The 19309-nt window shown below is 72.0% G+C and carries 14 protein-coding genes; 8 read left to right on the top strand and 6 right to left on the bottom strand.

Features of this window, described 5'->3' with window-relative positions; all coding sequences use genetic code 11:
* The first annotated feature begins 90 nt into the window (after positions 1 to 90).
* Positions 91 to 900, top strand: coding sequence for a serine hydrolase (locus AB0958_RS15100; RefSeq protein WP_366890851.1), 810 nt, complete (start codon positions 91 to 93; stop codon positions 898 to 900).
* A 234-nt stretch (positions 901 to 1134) separates the two neighbouring features.
* A complete protein-coding gene (locus tag AB0958_RS15105) occupies positions 1135 to 2226 on the top strand; it encodes an AI-2E family transporter (RefSeq protein ID WP_366890891.1) in 1092 nt (363 codons plus the stop codon).
* Between the two features lie 15 nt (positions 2227 to 2241).
* Here the strand turns inward: AB0958_RS15105 and AB0958_RS15110 are convergent, their stop codons facing one another.
* Complete coding sequence (locus AB0958_RS15110) at positions 2242 to 4527, bottom strand: nitrate- and nitrite sensing domain-containing protein (protein WP_366890853.1); 2286 nt, start codon at positions 4525 to 4527, stop codon at positions 2242 to 2244.
* A 349-nt stretch (positions 4528 to 4876) separates the two neighbouring features.
* On the opposite strand from AB0958_RS15110, the gene AB0958_RS15115 reads away from it, so the two are divergent.
* Positions 4877 to 6061, top strand: a complete 1185-nt coding sequence (locus AB0958_RS15115; protein WP_366890854.1) for a type III polyketide synthase — start codon at positions 4877 to 4879, stop codon at positions 6059 to 6061.
* Positions 6062 to 6144: 83 nt separating this feature from the next.
* Here the strand turns inward: AB0958_RS15115 and AB0958_RS15120 are convergent, their stop codons facing one another.
* The 3 genes from AB0958_RS15120 to AB0958_RS15130 form a co-directional block, all read right to left on the bottom strand.
* On the bottom strand, positions 6145 to 8313 hold the full coding sequence (locus AB0958_RS15120) for a SpoIIE family protein phosphatase (protein ID WP_366890856.1): 2169 nt from the start codon (positions 8311 to 8313) through the stop codon (positions 6145 to 6147).
* A 156-nt stretch (positions 8314 to 8469) separates the two neighbouring features.
* Entirely contained in the window at positions 8470 to 9384 is a 915-nt protein-coding gene (locus tag AB0958_RS15125; protein WP_366890857.1) for a YceI family protein, read from the bottom strand.
* Positions 9385 to 9389: 5 nt separating this feature from the next.
* Complete coding sequence (locus tag AB0958_RS15130) at positions 9390 to 11159, bottom strand: FAD-dependent monooxygenase (protein WP_366890858.1); 1770 nt, start codon at positions 11157 to 11159, stop codon at positions 9390 to 9392.
* A 166-nt stretch (positions 11160 to 11325) separates the two neighbouring features.
* On the opposite strand from AB0958_RS15130, the gene AB0958_RS15135 reads away from it, so the two are divergent.
* A complete protein-coding gene (locus AB0958_RS15135; RefSeq protein WP_366890859.1) occupies positions 11326 to 13092 on the top strand; it encodes a helix-turn-helix domain-containing protein in 1767 nt (588 codons plus the stop codon).
* A 112-nt stretch (positions 13093 to 13204) separates the two neighbouring features.
* On the opposite strand, the gene AB0958_RS15140 is transcribed toward AB0958_RS15135, so the two are convergent.
* The gene (locus AB0958_RS15140) at positions 13205 to 14542 is read right to left on the bottom strand and encodes a jacalin-like lectin (protein ID WP_366890860.1); all 1338 of its coding nucleotides are present in this window, start codon (positions 14540 to 14542) and stop codon (positions 13205 to 13207) included.
* 439 nt (positions 14543 to 14981) lie between these two features.
* Here AB0958_RS15140 and AB0958_RS15145 point away from each other — a divergent pair, with 439 nt between their 5' ends.
* The gene (locus tag AB0958_RS15145; RefSeq protein ID WP_366890861.1) at positions 14982 to 15548 is read left to right on the top strand and encodes a lamin tail domain-containing protein; all 567 of its coding nucleotides are present in this window, start codon (positions 14982 to 14984) and stop codon (positions 15546 to 15548) included.
* A 61-nt stretch (positions 15549 to 15609) separates the two neighbouring features.
* On the opposite strand, the gene AB0958_RS15150 is transcribed toward AB0958_RS15145, so the two are convergent.
* Entirely contained in the window at positions 15610 to 16566 is a 957-nt protein-coding gene (locus AB0958_RS15150) for a ScbA/BarX family gamma-butyrolactone biosynthesis protein (protein WP_366890862.1), read from the bottom strand.
* Positions 16567 to 16958: 392 nt separating this feature from the next.
* On the opposite strand from AB0958_RS15150, the gene AB0958_RS15155 reads away from it, so the two are divergent.
* The 3 genes from AB0958_RS15155 (at position 16959) to AB0958_RS15165 (ending at position 19269) form a co-directional block, all read left to right on the top strand.
* Positions 16959 to 17681 (top strand): HAD family phosphatase, encoded by a 723-nt coding sequence (locus AB0958_RS15155; RefSeq protein WP_366890863.1) that lies wholly within the window; start codon positions 16959 to 16961, stop codon positions 17679 to 17681.
* Positions 17678 to 18451, top strand: coding sequence for a glucose 1-dehydrogenase (locus AB0958_RS15160; RefSeq protein ID WP_366890864.1), 774 nt, complete (start codon positions 17678 to 17680; stop codon positions 18449 to 18451). Before AB0958_RS15155 ends, AB0958_RS15160 begins: the two co-directional genes overlap by 4 nt.
* Positions 18452 to 18588: 137 nt before the next feature.
* Positions 18589 to 19269 (top strand): ScbR family autoregulator-binding transcription factor, encoded by a 681-nt coding sequence (locus AB0958_RS15165; protein WP_366890866.1) that lies wholly within the window; start codon positions 18589 to 18591, stop codon positions 19267 to 19269.
* The last annotated feature ends 40 nt before the right edge of the window (positions 19270 to 19309 follow it).

Raw genomic sequence — 19309 nt, forward strand, 5'->3', positions numbered from 1 at the left:
CCGTGGCGGCGGTCATGTCGTGGCCCCGGGTCCTTTGTCTACGTTCGCAGTCCTGTGTCCCTCCGATCCGAACTGCCGAGGCGTTCCGCGATGCTCAACCGAACCCTGTCCGTCCTGGCCACGGTGGTCACCCTGCTCGGCGGAGCCGCACCGGCGGCCTTGGCGGCGGGCACCGGGACCGGCTCCGCAACCGCCGACTTCCGCACCACGGTGCAGGCACAGGGCGCGTCGCGGGTCACCGCCGCGGTCCTCGACCTGGACGGCCCGGACCGCGACCCCGCCGTCTACGGTGACGACGCCGCGTACGACACGGCCAGCATCGTCAAGGTCGACATCCTCGCCGCGCTGCTGCTGCATGCGCGGGACGACCACCGCGACCTCACCGCACGGGAGAGCACCCAGGCGGAGGCGATGATCCGCAACAGCGACAACGCCGCCGCCAACGCGCTGTGGCGGACCATCGGCCGGGCCCCCGGTCTGGAGTCGGCCAACAAGCGGCTCGGCCTGACCTCGACCACGGGCGGCCCGGACGGCAGGTGGGGGCTGACCCGGACCACGGCGGGGGACCAGATACGACTGCTGCGCGCGATCTTCGGCACCGGCTCGACGCCCCTCGACGAGCCGTCCCGGAGCCGGATCCGCACCCTGATGACCCAGATCGCCGACGAGCAGTCCTGGGGCGTCTCCGCCGCCGCCGACTCCGCGTGGGCGCTGAAGAACGGCTGGCTCATGCGCACCGCCACCGGCCTGTGGGACATCAACAGCGTCGGACACGTCACCGCCGGCGGACACCACTACCTCGTCGCCGTCCTCTCCGACGGCAACACCTCGATGCCGGACGGCGTCCGATTGGTGGAACGCGCGGCCCGCACCGCCGTCACGACGACCGCGGCGCACTGACTCGTCCGGCTGGGCCGGTGGTGGGGCGCGGCGGTCCCTTCGGCCGGGTCGAGGGTGGTGGCGCGGCGTGCGCTGACCCCCTTGGCCCAGCGGATTCCACTCGATGTCTGAATTGCCCCTAACGTGCTGTGGAGGCGGAGGTCGGCAACGGGAGGCGCGGTGGCGGGTGCGGGCGGGCGGGGCCGGGTGGGCCGGGCGCGTGGCACGGCGCCGGGCAGCCGGGCCGCCCGCGCCGTGTGGATCCCGAAGCGGGCGCGCGACCCGCGCGCGACCGCCTCCGTCAGCGCGGTCGTCGTGCCCGCCCTGCGGATCGCCGCCGCGTACGCCTGGCGGCTCATCGTGGTCGGCGTCGTCGTCTACGGCGTCTTCAGCGTCCTCGGCCGTTTCCAGCTGATCGCCACGGCCCTGTTCCTGGCCCTGGTCGTCACTTCGGTGCTGCGCCCGCTCGCCGACCTGCTGGGCAGGTGGCTGCCCAGACCGCTGGCCGTGGCCGTGAGCCTGGTCGGCAGCATCCTCGTGCTCTGCGGACTGCTGGCCCTGGTCGGCAACGCGGTCGCCGAGGAGTCGACGACCCTCGCCGACGAGTTCCGCGGCGGCATCCACCGTATCGAGGTCTGGCTCCAGCGCCCGCCCTTCCGGCTCGGCCCGGGCGCCCTGTCGCATCTCCAACAGGAGATCGTCAACTATGTCCAGGCGCACCGCGCCAACCTGGTCAACAGCGCGGTCAGCGGCTTGGGCACCCTGGTCGAACTGGTCACCGGCGTCGCGCTCGCGCTCTTCGCCTCGGTCTTCTTCATCCACTCGGGCGAACGGCTCTGGGCCTGGGCCAGCAGCGAACTGCTGCCCGTCGGCGCCCGCACCGCCTGGGACCGGGCGGGCCGGGCGGCCTGGCGGACGTTCGCCGGATACACCCGCGGCATCATCATCGTGGCCGCGACCAATGCCGTACTCGTCGGCATCGCCCTGGTCGTGCTGCGGGTGCCGCTCGCCCTGCCGCTCACGCTGCTTGAGTTCTTCGCCGCGTTCGTCCCGCTGGTCGGCTCACCGGTCGCGCTGGGCGTGGCCACCGTGGTCGCCCTCGCCGGGCGCGGCCCCCTCACGGCCGTCGCCGTCCTGGTGCTCATCGTCGTCATCGGCCAGCTGGAGGGGCATCTGCTGCACCCTCTGGTGATGAGCTGGGCGGTACGCCTGCACCCCCTTGTCGTGGCGGTGTCCGTCATCGCGGGCAGCATCGTCGCGGGGGTGATCGGGGCGGTGGTGGCCGTGCCGTTCGTCTCGGTGATCTGGGCGGTGGCGCGGGCCCTGCGCCCCGAACCACCCCCTTGATCACGGTCCCCTCGATCAGCCCTTCTCGGCGGGTCCCCGGCCCCGCCTCGGGGCACGCCGGGGGAGGCCGGGCGGACTGCCGGGCGACCCGGACTCACCGCCCGCGGCGGGGGCGTCGGAGGCGCCGGCGGCCGGAGCCGTCCCGGACCGTCCGGTCCGTGCCGCGGTGGGGCTCGGCACCACGATGCCGTCGTCCCACGCCTCGTGCGCTGCGAACGGGTCGGCGGGTGCCTGCGCGAGCAGGGCGTCGAGCGCGGACGAGGCGCGTGCCTTGACGGTCGCCAGGGCCAGCGTGTCGGCGTCGGACTCGGGACCGCTGTGCCAGGTGACGGTGGCGGGGAGCATGACGAGCGAGGTCGTGCCGGACTCGGCGGCGGCCGGGCGCAACTGCACCCGGATGCCGTGCCGGTCGGCCAGCCTGCCCACCACGAACAGGCCCATGTGCTGGTAGACGTCCGCGTCGGCGGTCGGCGGGTTGGCGAGCTTGTGGTTGATCTGCGCGAAGTCCTCGGGCATCAGACCGATGCCCTTGTCATGGATCTCGACCATGATGCGGGCGTCCGGCAGCCGGGTCGCCGTGACCCGGACCGTCGAGCGGGGCGACGAGAAGGCGGTGGCGTTCTCCAGCAGCTCCGCGAGCAGGTGCACGAGGTCGGTGACGGCGCGCCCGTGGACCTCGGCCTCCGGGACGCCCGCCAGCTCGATCCGCTCGTACTGCTCCACCTCGGAGGCGGCCGCCCGGATCACGTCGACCAGGGGCAGCGGGTGGTCCCACTGCTGGGTGGGCCGCTCGCCGCCGAGCACCAGGAGGTTCTCGCCGTTGCGGCGGACCCGGGTGGCCAGGTGGTCGAGGCGGAACAGGTCGGCCAGCTGCTCGGGGTCGGCCTCGCGCTCCTCCAGGTCGGTGATCATGGCGAGCTGACGCTCGATCAGCGACTGGTTGCGGCGCGACAGGTTGGTGAAGATCGTGTTGATGTTGCCGCGCAGCAGGGCCTGTTCGGCGGCGAGCCGGACCGCCTCCCGGTGCACGTGGTCGAAGGCCCGCGCGACCTCGCCGATCTCGTCGGTGGTGGTGATCGGGATCGGTGTCACCTTGGTGTCCACCTGACCGGGCACGGCCTGGGACAGCTGGGTGATCACCGCCGGGAGGCGCTGTTCGGCGATCTCGATCGCCGAGGCGCTGAGCCGCCGCATCCCACGGCTCATGGAACGGGCCACCCAGGCAGCGAGCAGGAACGCCGCGAGGACGGCGCTGAGCGCGAGCGCGCCGTTCGTGATCGCGCCCTGGCGAGCCTTGTCGGCGATGCCGCGGGCGTCGGCGAGCGCCCTGTCGGTGAGGTGGACCTCGATCCCCCGGTAGGCGTCGAAGACCAGCGCGTGCGCGGCGAAGAACGACTCGGGTGTGATGCCCTCGGCGGCCAGTTCCTGCGTCGACTTCCCGCCCGCGATCTCGCTGATCATCGTGGCCCGGTCCGGCGGTGCCACGAACGTCCGGCCCACGGCCTTCGCCTCCTGGGCCGCCTTGGCCGTCTGCGCCGCCCCCTTCTGCTGCGCGTCGGTCAGCGCGGCCCGCAGCCGGGTCATGTCCCCGGTGGTGCCGGCGCCCGCGTACTCCTGGAGGCCGACCTGCTCCAGGTAGGCGTAGGAGCTGAACGAGCTCAGCTGGTTCTGGAGTTCGCCGGCCCCGAGCGCTGCGCGGTCCTCCACCAGCAGGTGCGTGCCGATGGAACGCACCAGGGACTCGGCGGCCTGGGTCAGGGACACGGCGTAGAGGGTGCGTCCGAAGCTCGCCTGGTTGTTGCTGCCGAAGCCGAGTTCGTTGGAGATCTCCATCAGCGGGTGCTGGACGGCGTGATAGCTCTCCTCCGTCTGCACGCCGGTCAGCTTGGGCGTGAACGCGGCGGCACGCACCGTCGGCAGTTGTTTCTCGCCCTCCCGCACCAGCGCGATCCGCCGGTCCAGGCCCGCCGTCCTGGGCGCCCGCGCCACCGCCCGGTCGAAGGCCTGTGCGTCGGCGTCGGTGACCTTGCGCGCAGCCAGCACAGCGGGTGCGTTCCGCTTGCCCTCCAGGAGCGGGATCACCGACACGTCCCGCTCGTTGATCGCGTCGCTGGCGTAGGCGTTCGCCGCCTGCACCAACTCCGCCACGCGCACCGCGTCGTTGGCGTCGCGCAGGGTGTCCACCGAGTTCTTCACCCGGATGCCGCCGAGCCCGAGGGCGACCAGCACGGGGATGAGCAGGATGGCCTGGAGGCGTCTTGCGACGCGCCAATTGCCGGTCAGGGATCTGAGTTTGGACAAGATCGTCCCATTTCACAACAGGGAGGGTGCGCGGGACCGTTCGGGGCCCGACGTTCTGTGGCCAAGTTCTAACACCCAGCGATCTGCTTCGAGCAGTGTTTGAGTGAAGCGGTTTCTCCGAAGTGGTGCAAATCTCAATTAAAACCATCCGTGGTCAGCGCATGTACCACGGGGTGGGAGCGACTTCACGGATGCTGCGTGCGATCGAATGTGCCGCCAGCGCTTGCGCACTCCCAACGACGCGCCTTCACAGGGTTCGTGACGGACCGAGTCTTGACCTGCTCTCCCGGATCGGGCAGATTTCAGACACTTGACGCCATCCGCGGGTTTTCTGAGAAAGAGGCGTGCTATGGGCGCCTGTCTGTGTCCTCCTGCCGTAGTGCACGGCGAACACGCCGTGCGGACCGACGAGATCCTGGCGGAGGTGCGCGGCCGGCACCCGCAGGCGCCGTGGCTGTCGCGGATCGACGGCATCGCCACGAGTACCGGCATCGCCACCCGGGGGTGGATGCTGCCACTGGCGGCGGCCGCCGCGCCCGGCGCCGGGACGGGTCTGCGAACTCCGGCCCCCGGCCCGGCTCGTGAGGCCCTGGCCCACAGCGGGTTCACCGACGCGGAGGTGGACCGGGCGATCGCCGCGCTGGAGGCGGTACCGGCGCCGCAGACCATCCAGGAGCGCACCGCGCCGGCTTGGGCCGCCGTGCAGACGTACGGGGAACGCGCGGCACGCGAGGCCCTTCGAAGCGCCGGACTGGACGCCGCAGACGTCGACTGCGTGATCACCAGCCACTCCACCACCCCGGCCCTGCCGGGGCTGGACCTGTCCCTGCTCAACCGCCTCCCGCTGCGCGACGACGTGCTGTTGCTGCCGGCCACCCAGTGGGCCTGCATCGCCGGCACCCGGTCACTGGCGCTGGCGGCCGACCTGGTCGCCGCGGACCCCGACCGGGTGGTGCTGGTCGTGATATCGGAGGCGCTGAGCACCACCTACCAGCCCGCCGACGACACGCTCGAATCGCTGATCGTGCGACTGCTGTTCGCGGACACCGCCGTCGCCGTCGTGGTCACCGGGCGCCCCCGGGCCGAGTCGGTCCTGCGACTGGACGCGGTCTGGCACCACACCCTGTCCGACACCACCGACCTCCACCGGCTGGACACCCGCGCCGACGGCACGCACTTCGTGATGGACCGCCGCGGACCCCGTGCCGTGCAGCGGACGGTCGCCGGGATGTGGAGGTGGTTGCGCGAGCGCCACCAGGACGACGCCCGGCCCTGGCATCCCGACCTGCTGCTCGCGCACCCCGGTGGAACACGGGTGCTGGAGTACATGGAGGAGACGATGCCCGACGGGTGGCCGACCGGGCTGCTGGTCTTCAGCCGGGACAGCTACACCACGGGCAACCGCGGCGGCGCCGCCGTGCTCGACATCCTGCGGCGCGCGTACGACGCGGGCCAGAAGGCAGGCAGCCGTACGGTGTTGTACGCCGCCGCGCCCGGCCTGACCGCGACCGCTGTCGAGGGGGAGTGGCTGTAGCCGCCGGCCGCCGGCCGGCCCCGTCCTCGTCGCGGCGGGCCCGCCGCGGCCGGAAAGCCGTCACCCGCGAGTCGGCCGTGGCGTCAGGTCTCCAGTTCCGCCCAGACGGCTTTGCCGGTGTCGGTCCACCGCACCCCCCAGCGGGTGGTGAGCTTGTGGACGACGTGCAGTCCCCGTCCGTCGTCGTCGAGCGGTTCACCGCGGCGCAGCCGGGGCCGGCCGTTGCCGGTGTCCGCGACCTCGCACGACAGCCGGCCCCCTGACCTCACCAGCCGCACGGTGACCGGCCCGGTGCCGAACCGGACGGCGTTGGTGACCAGTTCGCTGAGCACGAGCAGGGCGTTGTCCCGGGCCTGGTCGGTGGTGTGCCACTGCCGCAGGAGAGGGGCGACCAGGGCGCGGGCGTGCGCGACCCCGTCCTCGCGGGCCGGCAGGTGCCAGGTGGCGGTGTCCCGGCCGCGGCGGCCGGCCATCCGGGCCAGGAGCAGGGTCACGTCGTCGCGCAGGTGACCCCGCGGCGCCAGACCGGCGACCACGCGGCGCGCGGCCTGTTGCAGGTCGTCCCAGGGGTGCACCTCGCGCACCAGGTCGGTCAGCCGGCCGATGCCGTCGTCGATGGAGGCGGCTGGATCCTCCACCAGGCCGTCGGTGTAGAGGACGAGAAGCGACCCGGGCGGCACGGCGAACTCGTGCACCTCGAACGGCTCCCGCACCACGAACTCGGCACCCAGCGCCGGGTGCGGCTGGCCCGCGACGGTCTTGGCGGACCCGTCGGGACGGACGAGGACAGGGGGCAGGTGGCCGGCGTTGGAGAGCGCCACCCGGTGGTCCACCGGATCGTAGACCGCGATGCAGCACGTCGAGCCGAGCGCGCTGTACCCGGCGGCCAGGCCCGCGTCCGTGTCGTCCAGCAACGTGACCGTCTCGTCCAGACGCTCCAGCACCTCCCCGGGACCCAGCCCCGCCGACAGCAGGGCACGGGCCTCCATGCTCAGCTGCCCCATGGCCGCCGCGGCCCCCAGACCATGCCCCACGACGTCACCGACCACCAGCGCGGTGCGGTCGCCCGGCAGCGGAAAGCTGTTCACCCAGTCCCCGCCGACGCCCGCACTGTCGGGTGTGGTGGGCTCGTAGACACTGGCCACCTCGATGGTGTCGCTGCCGGCCCGCGGCAGCAGCCGGCGCTGGAGCGCCAGCACCTGGGCGTGCTCCCGCTGGTGCTGGCGGGCGAGGTCGACGTGCCGGGCGGTCTTGGCCACGAGTTCTTGCAGGTCGAGCAGCTCCCCGTCGCCGAAGGGCCAGTCCGGGCGCCGCCAGATCTCCGTCACCCCGAGCACGATGGGCCCCGGCGTTCCCTCAGGTCCTTCCACGACCAGCGGGATGCAGGCGACGCTGACCGGGCGGTCGCCGGGCACCAGGGCGCGTACCAGCCGCACGTCTTCGAGGTCCTGCTCGATCGCCGTACGGTCGGAGATGACGACGGCCTGCGGGACGTCGTCGCGCATGACCGCACCGGCCAGCAGGCGGCTGGCTTCGCGGGGCAGGTTGTCACCGGGGGTCAGATAACCGTCGGGCCAGGCCCGGTCCGGCGCCAGAGCCGCCCGCCGCAGCCGGATGCGCTCATGCGTCTGCTCGGTGACCGCCTCGCCGGTCCACACCGCGTAGTCGAGGTCGACGGCGGCCACGTCCCCCCAGGCCAGCAGGGACTGGGCGAGGGACTGGGCGGTCTCCCCGATGTCGAGGGACGTCCCGATCGCGGTGGCGGAGGCGTACAGGTGCAGCCGCTTGGCCATCGCGATCAGGGAGACGGTCAGACCCTCCTGCGGCGGCGCGGCGGGCAGGATGCTCATCGAGACGACCAACTCGGTGCCGTCGTCCCGCCGCAGCCGCTGGACCCGCGCGACATGCGCCTCCCGGGTCTCCAGAACCCTCCGCAGCCGCTGCGTGACCGTCGGTACGTCCCCGCTCGGCAGCAGCTCCGCGAAAGGGGCCCCGGTCCTGGCGCTCACTCCCGCGAAGGGAGCGGCGTCCAGGTTGTACCCGGCGATCCTCAGCCCCGCGTCGAGGCTGACCACGCCGAGGATCTGCTCCCGGCCGTCGCCCTCCCGGCCGTCGCCCTCCCGGCCGTCGCCCTTCCCGCCGGTGCCGGAGGACCGGGTCGCTGACGGTCCGGCCCTCGGGACGTAGTCCGCCAGGGCGCCGCTGACCATGTCGAACGGCGAACCGGCGGAAGACGAGGCAGAGGGGTCCATGCAGCTCACGCAGCTCGCTGACTCCGGCGCAGGCCGGACGGTGTTCCCGAGTCCACGCGGCCGGGCCCCGAGATCCCGCACCGCACCTCTCATGGGTAGCACAGATACCCTGTCCACCGTAGAGGTAAAAATCAGCAAAAAACATAGTCCGTCGTGTCACTCCGGGGGAGTGGGTGTCTCCGGTGACCGGTACATCGCCTGGACGTCCAGTTCCAGTTGTACGGTCGGTCCCACCACCGCGATGCCACGGGCGAGCATGGACCGCCAGTTGAGGGTGTAGTCCTCCCGGTGCAGTTCGGCCGTGGCGAGCGCGGCGCAGCGCAGTTCCTCGCCGTATCCGCCGTTGACGGTGCCCAGGTAGGTGGTGTCGAGCGAGACCGAGCGGCTGACGCCGTGCATGGTCAGGGTCCCGAGGAGCGTCCACTTGCTGCCGCCCCGGTAGGCGAAGCGCGTACTGACGAACTCGATGTAGGGATACCGCTCCACGTCCAGGAAGTCGGCGGACCGCAGATGGTTGTCGCGGGTGGTGTTGCCCGTGGTGATGCTCGACGCGTGGATCCGTACCCGGACCGTGGAGCGGCTCATGTCCGGGGCCACCTCGACGGCCCCGTCGAAACGCTCGAAACGACCGTGCACATGCGCCATGCCGACATGCTTCGCGATGAACCGGATCGCCGTGTGCGGCGGATCGAACACCCAGCCCCCGGTCGGCGGCAGCGGCAGCTGCCGGGCCGGCATGAGCCGGATCCGCGCGGCCTCCGGACAGGTCCCGGCGGCGATCTCCACGGTCTCCCGGTGCGGATCCAGGCCCTCCGCGACGATCAGCATGCTGTAGCGCCCGGGCGGAAGGGCGGCCAGGAAGCAGCCGAACGGGTCGGTGGTGCCCCGCGCGACCACCTGGTGGGTGTCCAGTGCGGTGACCGTGACGTCCGCACCGCCCAGCGGCTGGTCGACCGGGTCCAGGACGGTGCGCGCGAGGCCGCCCGCACCTGGGGGCATGGGCATGGTGAGTCCCGCGTCGCGGGCCGGGGCGTCCTTGGACCACCGGCGCCTGAGCAGCCCGAGGGCCATGCTGTTCACCTCTCGTGTTGCGTGGGTCGTGCGGCGACGGCGCGGCCGAGGATCTGCCGGAGCGCTCCGCCCAGGAGTTCCTCCGCGTTCCCGGCGGCGGTCGGGTACCGGAAGGCGACGTAGCCGTCGGGCCGTACCAGCAGGGCGCCCGCATCGGACACCTCACTGAGCCGGGCCCAGTCGCCGTAGGGGTCCTCGTAGTTCTGCCCGGGGCCGATGACGACGGTGGCGATGTCGAGGTCCAGGGCCTCGGCCGCGCGCAGCCAGCCGTCGCCGCCGATCCCCGTCAGCAGGGTGAAGCGGCCCTTGCCGACGGTGTCCAGGGTGGACACGGTGCGCGTCCCCGAGGTGAGCCAGGCGTGCGGGAGCTTGGCACCGGGGCGGGAGCTGGGCTGGTGGTACAACTCCGGGTCGCGGGCGAAGCCGGGGTCGGGGGTGCCGTCGGGGACGACCGCGCCGGAGACGTAACGCTGGTTGAGGTCCACGCCGTGGGCGTTGAACTCGTACACCTTGTGCGCGATCGCGTCCCGCAGCCGGGCCCGCTGCCGCTCGGCCGCCTCCGTGGGTTCCTTGCGGGCGGCGATGTTGGCCCAGAGCCGCTCGGGCGTCTGCGGGGCGAGACCGTCGAGCGCCTCGAAGACGGGTGCGGTCTCGCCGATCGACTTGTTGGCGCGGGTGACGATCTGTCTGCCGACCGGCGCGCGTTCGGCGCTGTAGCTGTCCAGCAGGCTCGGGCCGGCGGTGCCGTCGAGGACCAGCTTCAGCTTCCAGGCCAGGTTGTACGAGTCCTGGACGGACGTGTTCGAACCGAGCCCGTTGGACGGCGGATGCCGGTGCACGGCGTCGCCGGCGCAGAAGACCCGGCCGTGGGAGTACGTCTCGGCGTACATCTCGTTCACCGTCCAGGCCGAGGACGACTTCACGGTCACCGGGATCTCGTCGTTGCCGATCAACCGGCGGACGATCGACTCCGCGTACTCGGTGGTCAGGTCGGGGGCGCCCGCCGTGACGTCGTACCCCCACACGATCAGCCACTCCGTCCAGGGGCGGACGCACCGCACCAGGCCCGCTCCGATGCCGCCGACGGTGGCGCCGGGGGCCAGCACCCAGTACAGGGTGGACGGGCGGTGCGCGGTGTACCTGCTCAGATCGGCGTCGAAGACGATGTTGACGCTGCCCGCGACCCCCATCTGGCCGCCCATCGGCAGCCCGGCGTCCTCGGCCACCCTGGAACGCCCGCCGTCCGCCCCGATCAGGTACCTGGCACGGATCGTGTACTCGTCGCCGCGCACCCGGTCCTCGACGGTGACCGTCACCCCGTCCGCGTCCTGCGTGAACGACTTGTAGACGGTGCTGTAGCGCAGGACGGTGCCGCGGGCCGTCGCCGCGTCCACCAGCACCGGCTCCAGGAGGTGCTGCGGTATGTCACACATCGTGGTGGGACTGGCCAGCTGGTGCGCGGCCTGCACCAGCGGCTCGTTCCCCCAGGACCGGACCCGTCCCAGCTCCTCGCCGGCCAGGCTGGTGCAGAAGGTGGTGTTCCCCATGAGGTGCTGCGGAGTGGCCCGGGCGAGCGCCTCACGTTCCACCCCGAGGTCACGCAGCACCTCCATGGTGCGCTGGTTGGTGATGTGGGCGCGCGGGGTGTCGGCCAGGCGCGCGTAGCGGGTGACGACCATGTTCGGTACGCCGTAGGTGCTCAGGGCCAGGGCGGCGGAGGCGCCGGCCGGGCCGCTGCCCACGATCAGGACGTCGGTGACGACATCGGTGTGCACGGGGAACGCTCCGGTGGGGGGAAGGACGGGAACCGACCGAGCAAGATCATGAAACGGTCCGGGCCGCGGCGGGTGTCTCAATCCGAGACACGCGATGCACGGCGGAACCGCCCTGGCCGGACCAGTCGTTGCTCCTTCAACCGTTCCGGGTACGGTGAGGGGCGCCATGACCACCGCAGAGCAGCCCCCCACGGCCCACCGGCAATCGCCCGTCCGCCCCGCCCTCGGTCAACTGCGCCGGGCCCGTGCCCGCTTCCTCGCCGGACATCCGCTGTCGGAGGACGTCCCGGACGAGATTGCCGCGGCCTGGCGCCGGGCCCGGTTCCACGGCGTACGACACGACCACCCGGCCCACTCGGCCACCCCGGGACCGCAGCCGCCCGACCCCCCTCTCCTGGAGGCCGCGCGGCCGGTGCTGGCACGACTCGGCCCCCTGCTCGACGGCGACCACGCCACCCTCGTCCTCACCGATGCCCGGCTGCGGGTGCTGTGGGCAGCCGGACACACCCCCCACGAGACGTGCTGCGCGGACCTCTCCGAGCAGCGTGTCGGCCCCAACAGCGCGGCCCTGGCCCTGCGCACCGGCCGGCGCGCCGAGGTGCACGGACCGGAGCACTTCCTGGACGTCTGGCAGGACGTCTCGGCGGTGAGCGTGCCGCTGCGGACCCCCGGCGACGGCAGGCCGGCCGGCACGGTCACCGTCGCGTCGGCCCTGTTCGACGGTCGCGCGCCGCACCCGCGGGGCGGCCTCGCCGAGGCGACGGCCGCGGCGCTGGAGGCGGAACTGCGCGCCCACGCCCGGCCGCCGGAGCACGCCCTGCTCGACGCCTACCTCGCGGCGTGCGACGGCCGGGACCGTCCCGTGGTGGCCTTCGCCGGCCACAGCCGGCTGGTGAGCGAGGCGGCCGGGCGGTTGCTGTCGACACGGGACATCGACGACCTGGAACGCGCCGTGCACACGGCCCTGCGCCAGGACGCCCCCACCACCCGCCTCCGGCGCGACCCCGAGGCCGAGCCACTCGGGCACTTCGGCGGGGCGGCCGGTGTCCGGGTCGCATGCGTGCGGCACCTCGGTGCAAGCGTCGGTGCCGTGGTCGTACTCGAACCGGCTCCCCGTCACGAAGCCACCGCCGTCGCCGGGCCGCTGCCGACCACGTTGGCCGGGCACTCGCTGCCGTGGCGGCACGCCACCGCGCGCGCCGCCGAACTGGCCGCCGCCCCCGCCCCGCTGCTGCTCGTCGGCGAACGGGGCACCGGCAAGACCTCCCTGGCCCGCGCGTTGCTCGGCGACCCCGCCCCGCTCGTCGTCGACGCGGCCGAAGGAGAGGTGCACGAAGCGCTGCCCGGCGCACCGTGCGGCGGCCTCGTACTGCGCCACGCCGAGCGGCTGGCCCAGCCGGACGTGGCCGCGATCGTCGCCCTGCTGGAAGCCCGGCCCACCACACCCCTGTTGGTCACCTACACCCCGGGTGCACCGCCGGGCCCGTGCCTCCAACGGCTCCTCGACACCCTGGCCGCCCGCTCGGTCACCCTGCCCGCCCTGCGTGAACGCCCCGAGGACATCAGGGAGTTGTTGACCGCCGTGGCCCCGGCCCCGGCCCCCGGACAGCCCCCGCTCAGCTGGACCCTCGACGCCCGGCGCGCCCTGGAACGCTATCCGTGGTCCGGCAACGTCACGGAACTCGCCCATGTCGTGAGGTCGTTGGCGCAGCGCCGCCGGGTGACGGGACCGGTCCGCCGGGTCGAACTGCCCGATCCCGTGCGCGAGGGACCCGCGGGGCGCCGGCTGAGCCCCATGGAGCACGCCGAACGCACCGCCATCCTGGAGGCCCTGCGCCGCCACGGCGGCAACAAGGCCCGCGCGGCGGCAGCCCTGGGCATCGGCCGCGCCACGCTGTACCGGAAGCTGCGCGTCTACGACTCCCATGCGTAGGCGGGGGCGTGCGTCCGGCGTGCGGCCGACGTGGCCGACCGGGGGACCGCGGCGGGTGCGCGGCGGGACGGTCGGCGACCACCCGTGGTGTCCGCCGACCGTCCCGGCGCGGTCAGCGCTTGGTGTAGATGAAGCCGACCTTGTCGAGCTCGTCGCCGGAGCGGCCGTGGAAACCGGCGATCTGCCAGCCCGACGGGGCGGTGCGGGTCACGCAGTCCGAGGTCGTCGTACCACCGGCGAGGGTGCGGCCCAGGTTGGTGGTGAACTTCGCGGAGAAGATGCGCGTGGTGTTGTTGTACTTGCCCTCGCACAGGTTCGCCGTCGTCACGTACTCGTCGCTGCCCAGCGTCAGTGCGGACGCCGTGCCGCCGGTACCGCCGTGGGTCAGCGTCGTACCGTCGGCGAGGGTGATGCCGATCTGGTCGACGCGGGAGCCGGAGCGCAGCGAGACGGTCGTGGCGCGGGCGCCGGCGGCCACCTTGTCGATGTCCTGGTAGTAGTCGCCGTGCGGACCGCCGAACTGGTCGCTCAGCTGGAAGCCGGGGTTCTGCGACCAGGAGAAGCCGACCGTGATCGGGTCGTGGTCGGAGAGCATCAGGCCGTCGCTGGTCAGGAACTTGGCGTGCTCGTTGTTGTACGAGGTGGCCTTCAGGTTCACCAGCTTGCTGCCGCGGTACAGGACCTTGTCCACGACCTCGCAGGTGTTGGGCACGGTCGCCCCGGACTGGTCGCAGACCAGCGCGTCGCTGCCCTTGGCCGGTGCGCTGCCGCCGCGGATCAGCTGCACCCAGGCGTCGGTGAGCCCGTTGGCCGAGGCGAACTCCGCGATGGTGTCGGCGGAGCGGGTGTAACGGGTGTTGGTGTCACCCATCACCACGACCGCGTTGCCGGCCGAGTGCGTGCTGATGAAGGAGGTCAGCTGGTTGAGGTTGTCGGCCCGGGAGGCCTCGTCCCCGTCGTTCGTGCCCGCGTTGGTGTGCAGGTTGTAGAAGTCGACGTAGACCCCCTCGGCGAGCCGCTCGCGCATGAAGGTGAAGCCCTTCGGCGTGAGGCAGTCGCCCGAGTCGACCTGGCAGGAGTTCCAGTGGACGCGTTCGAAGTCGTCGCCGTCCCAGGCGTAGTTCGAGACGGTGTTGAGTCCGCTGCCGATGCCGGCGCCGCCGCTGGTCGCCGTGCGGTACGGGTGGGTGTCGGTGGCGTAGAGGTACGCGTGGTAGTTGAAGTCCTCCTCGACGTTGACGATGTCGTACGGCGCGATCCGTCTGCCGATCTCGGTGGTGCTGGTGTCGCGCGGCGTGGGTGCGCTCGACAGGCCTTGGGGAAGCCCGGCGACGTTGTACGTGAGCACGCTGAAGGTGCCCGAGCCGGCCGCCGCGGCCGGGGTGGCCGTCGCCGTGAGCCCGCCGAGGGTGGCGACCGCGGCCGCGAGGCAGGCAACGAGTCTGCGCATGGGGGTGTCTCCTACGGGGAGGGGTGCGCTGAGGGTTGTGGGCATGCCAAAAGGCAAGGCAAAACGTAGCGGCAAACGCTTTCTCCGCACCCTGTCGGGGACCCATGAATCGGCGAACTCCAGGTGACGCCGAGAAGATCGACTCCGGTATGGCGGGAGAGGCGGCTGTTACTCACTTTCGGGTGACGTGCCCTCTGATGTCGGGGTGCGTTGTGATGCCCGGGAGTGTCAGCGGCCTTTGCCTGCGGGGTTTTCACGCGCTTTGACGGGTCAATTCAGCACATTCACTCGTTAAATGCACTCTGCACCTTAGAGTCATGACAAAGTGTTGGATCTGTAATGGGTCAGGTGTGTGTCCCACATCACCACCGGCAGGGTTGCAGGGTGTGAGTGCGCGGCCGCCCGGTCGCCAGCCCGCACACCTTGCAAGGGGAACTCAGTGTCCGCTTCCGTTACCGTGACCGCCCGCCGTCTCGGCTCCGCCACCGCCGTCGCGGCCGCCCTGGTGGGAGCGCTGGCCCTGCCGGCCGCGGCTGCCGCCCCGCACCGCGGCCAGGTCGTCATCAGCGCCGTCCAGCACGACGTCCAGGGCCGTGAGGTCCATTCCAACCGCGCCCTGAACCGGGAGTGGGTGGACGTCACCAACACCGCCCGCCGGGACGTCAACCTCAGCGGCTGGACGCTGTCCGACGCGTCGGGCCGCACCTACACCTTCCACCACTACCGGCTGGCCGGCCGTGCCACGGTCCGCGTCCACACCGGAGTGGGCCGCGACACCGACAAGGACCTGTACCAGGACCGGCGTGACTCCGTGTACAACCGCAACGCCGACACCGTCACCCTGCGGGACGACCACCGGGACCTCGTCGACTCCGTCACCTGGGGCCACCGCCACCGCGACGCGGGCAGCGGCGACCACTGGGGTGACGAGCGGGGCGGGAACCACCGCGGCGACGAGCGGGGTGGCAACCACCGCGGCGACGACGGCCGGCACGTCCGCCGCTGACGCCGCACGCTGACGGCGGCCCGCGTATCCCTGCCGGGGTGTGCGGGCCGCCGTGCCGCGGTCACCCCTGGAGGACGGGGCCGCTCACGGTGGACGCGAAGACGGTCTCGCCGGCCTGCCGGCCGACGACCGTCACGGTCGCCGTGCCGTCGCCGCGGGAGGTCACACTCGTCACGTCGATCCAGCAGGGGCTGTCGAGTTCGACGTAGCGGTGGAACTCCGTGGACGTGCTCGCCGGTATCAGCGTGCGCGGTGCCAGCCGGGCGCAGGCCGCCTGCCGGGCCCCTTCCAGCAGCACCATGCCGGGCAGGTGGTCGCCGCCGTGGTCGAACAGGATCGGGTGGCCGAGGTCCGGGGTGAGCAGCCAGCGGTCCGGTTCGCCGGTGGGCGCGAGCACCACGTCGGCGGGGGAGGTACGGCCCACCACGGACGGTGCCAGCCGGTCGGCAGCGGCCACGGTGTCCTCCGAAGTCCTTCCCCCCTCCGGCCGGTTGGCGCGCAGCCGGGTGTAGACGGACGGACTGACGATGGAGTACAGCCCGTCCCCGTGGGCCACCGGTCTGCCGTCCCTGTGCAGTGCGAACCGGATGCCCATCCGGCGCCCGGACGCCCTGCCGCGCGGCGCGGCGTCCGGGCAGGTCACCTCCAGGTCGAAGTCCGTGGGCCGGGAGGAGATGCGCAGTTGCTCCAGGTCGGTGTGGCAGCTGAGCGACCACAGCACGAAGTGATGGCCGAGCGGTATCCCGTGCTCCGCGTGCGTCACGAACATGCCGGCCTGTCGGAACGTCTCCGCGGCCTGTAGCGGGTCGTGACTCGAACCGTCGGCACTGTTGAAGAACGTGTGGGCGCGCGGCCACTGTCCGGTGAGCGAGAACCGCACTCCCTCGTCCTGGGCGGTACAACCGCTGAGGAACACCTCGGCCAGGGACGCCCGGTGGACGTACTCCTTCGGAACCGTGGTGGTCAGTCGGGGCAGTGCGGGCAGACCGACTCCGATCTCGCTGGCGGACAGGCTCATGGACGACCCCCCGTCGGGAAGCTCTTCGTTGGCTGGAAGCTCCGTTCGACGCCTATAAGATACGGACCTACCGGTTTTCTCGGGTCGGCCACCAGGTAAAGGATTCACCAAGCGTGGTTCGACTCGATCCATGCACGACTCCGCTCAGTAGTGGTTTGGCCAATATTTTCACGCTCAATCATGCAGAAAGCACGGCGAATAACGGACCAACTGGCGGATGTCGTCGGCTGATTCCCTGCGGGTGGCGGGTCCGCCCGGCTCCTCCGAAACCTGACCCACGGTCTCTTTCGGCCATGTCGAAAGGGGCGCCGGCCCCGCCCGCGCCCCCTCCGTACCCTCCGGTCCCGACCGCACCTGCATGATGGTCGAACGGCCAGCGAGAGGGAGACCCGATGGAACCACTGCGCACCCTGCGCCTCGCCGCCGTCAACATCGACGGCGTCCTGCTCAACGACAGTTTCAGCCCCGTTCTGCACCGGCTCGTCCTCAAGTACGGCGGTGCGTACACCCGCGAGCTGGAGCAGCGGCTCTTCTCGCAGTCCCGGCTCGCGGCCGCCCGGGTCCTGCTGGCGGAGACCGGCGCCCGCGTCAGCGAGCAGGAGGCCATCGCCGACTACTTCGCCGAGCGCGAGGACCACCTGCGCACCCACCCCGTCCACACCCTCGACGGCGCCGAGGAACTCCTGCACCGGCTGCGCGCCCTGGGCCTGGACGTCGTCTGCTACGGCGGCCTCGACGAGGACCACTTCCGCCGCCATCTCGGGGCCTGGGAGCACCTGTTCACCGCCCCGCGCTACATCTGCACCGACGATTTCCGCCCCGGCATCCGGGAGATCACCCAGGACCACTTCGGCCTGGACTTCCACCAGGTCCTCTTCATCGACGACGTGGCCCGCTTCGCCGCCCACGCGAAGGAACTGGACGTCCCGTTCGTCGGCCACCCCAGCACCTTCGCACACGGATTCCAGCGGGAGCTGATGCGCGAACTCGGCGTCCGGCACCTGGTCGGCGGCCTCGCCGAGATCGACGAACGGCGCCTGCGCACCCTCGACCGCGAGGCCGGCCTCGGCACCGTCTGGCAGGACTCCGGCTCGCTCGCCGAGGCGGCCGGGTGACCGCGGCGCAGGGCGCGGACCTCGCCGGCCGGGTCGCCCTGATCACCGGCGCCAGCAGCGGCATCGGCGCCGCCGCGGCCCGGGTGTTCGCCCGGCAGGGCGCCACCGTCGTCGTCACCGCCCGCCGCGAGGACAGGCTGCGCGCCCTCGCCGAGACGCTGCGCGCGGAGGGTGCCGAGGTGAGCCACCGCGCCCTCGACGTGCGCGACGGCGAAGACGTGCGGCGCGCCGTCGAGTTCGTCGTCGAGCGGTACGGCCGTCTCGACGCGGCCTTCAACAACGCCGGCGTGGCGCTGCCGAAGACCCCGATGCACCTCATCGACGACGCCGACTACGACCGCGTCACCGAGACCAACGTGCGGGGCGTGTGGAACTGCCTGCGCCACGAGATCGCCGCCATGCTGGAGAGCGGCGGCGGCTCGATCGTCAACACCAGCAGCGTGGGCGGCCTGGTCGCCTCCTCGACGGCCGCCCCCTACATCGCCTCCAAACACGCCGTCATCGGACTGACCAAGGCGGCCGCCGTCGAGTACGCCCCGCACCGCATCCGCGTCAACGCCATCGCTCCGGGCCTGACCCGCTCCGAGATGATCGACGACTGGTTCGCCAAGTCCCCCGAGAACGAGGCCCGCGCCTACCGCTCCGCCCCCCAGGCGCGCGCCGCCGACCCGGAGGAGGTCGCGGAGGCCGCGGCCTGGCTGTGCGGTGACCGGGCGAGCTTCGTCACGGGTGCCACACTTACCGTGGACGGCGGACGCACCGCCTGGTGAACTGCTTCCGGCGGTCCCGCTTCGACGTCCGCGCCGGTGCGGGACCGGCCGGTAATCGGCCTTCTCCGGCCGAAATACCGACCCCCGTTTGGGGTAAGGTACGTCACGTCCGGTTTTCTTTTGACCGAGGAGGGTCCATGGCGCGTCAGGAGCGTGCGATCCGGACCCGACGTGCTGTAGTCGAGGCCGCTGCCGCGGTCTTCGCCGAGCGCGGGTACACCGCGGCGACGATCGCCGAGATCCTCGACCGGGCCGGAGTCACCAAGGGTGCCCTCTACTTCCACTTCGACTCCAAGGAAGCCCTCGCGCGGGGTGTGATCAACGCCCAGATCAGCGACGACTACTGGATACCACGCGAGTTGAAGCTCCAGGAGTGGGTGGACATCGGCATGACGCTGGCCCACCGGATCCCCAAGGAGGTCATCCTGCTCGCCGGCATACGGCTCTCGGCGGACCTCCAGGGACGCTCGCTGTTCGGCAGTGCCTGGCCCGCCTGGACCGAGCTGGTGACCGAGAAGCTCGTGGAGGCCAAGGAACGCGGGGAGGTGCTGCCGCACGTCACGCCACAGGAGACCGCGGAGTGCTTCCTCGGCGCCTGGATCGGCACCCAGTTCATGTCGGAGGTGGTCTCCGACTGGACGGATCTCAATGACCGGATCTCCGTCCTCTACAACCATGTGCTCCCGGCCATCGCCACGCCCGCGGCCCTGATCAGGCTGGACACCGCGCCGGACCGGGGCGCCCGCGTCGTGGCGGAAGTCGAGCGGCGTCGGCAGGAAGCCCAGGAGCGGGAACCCCTGGTGGACACCGGGGCCTGACCCGCCCCGAAGCGCCTGTGCGGTGGTGGTCGGTGATCCC

This window comes from Streptomyces sp. NPDC006655 (genome assembly GCF_040703965.1).
Taxonomy (GTDB): domain Bacteria; phylum Actinomycetota; class Actinomycetes; order Streptomycetales; family Streptomycetaceae; genus Streptomyces.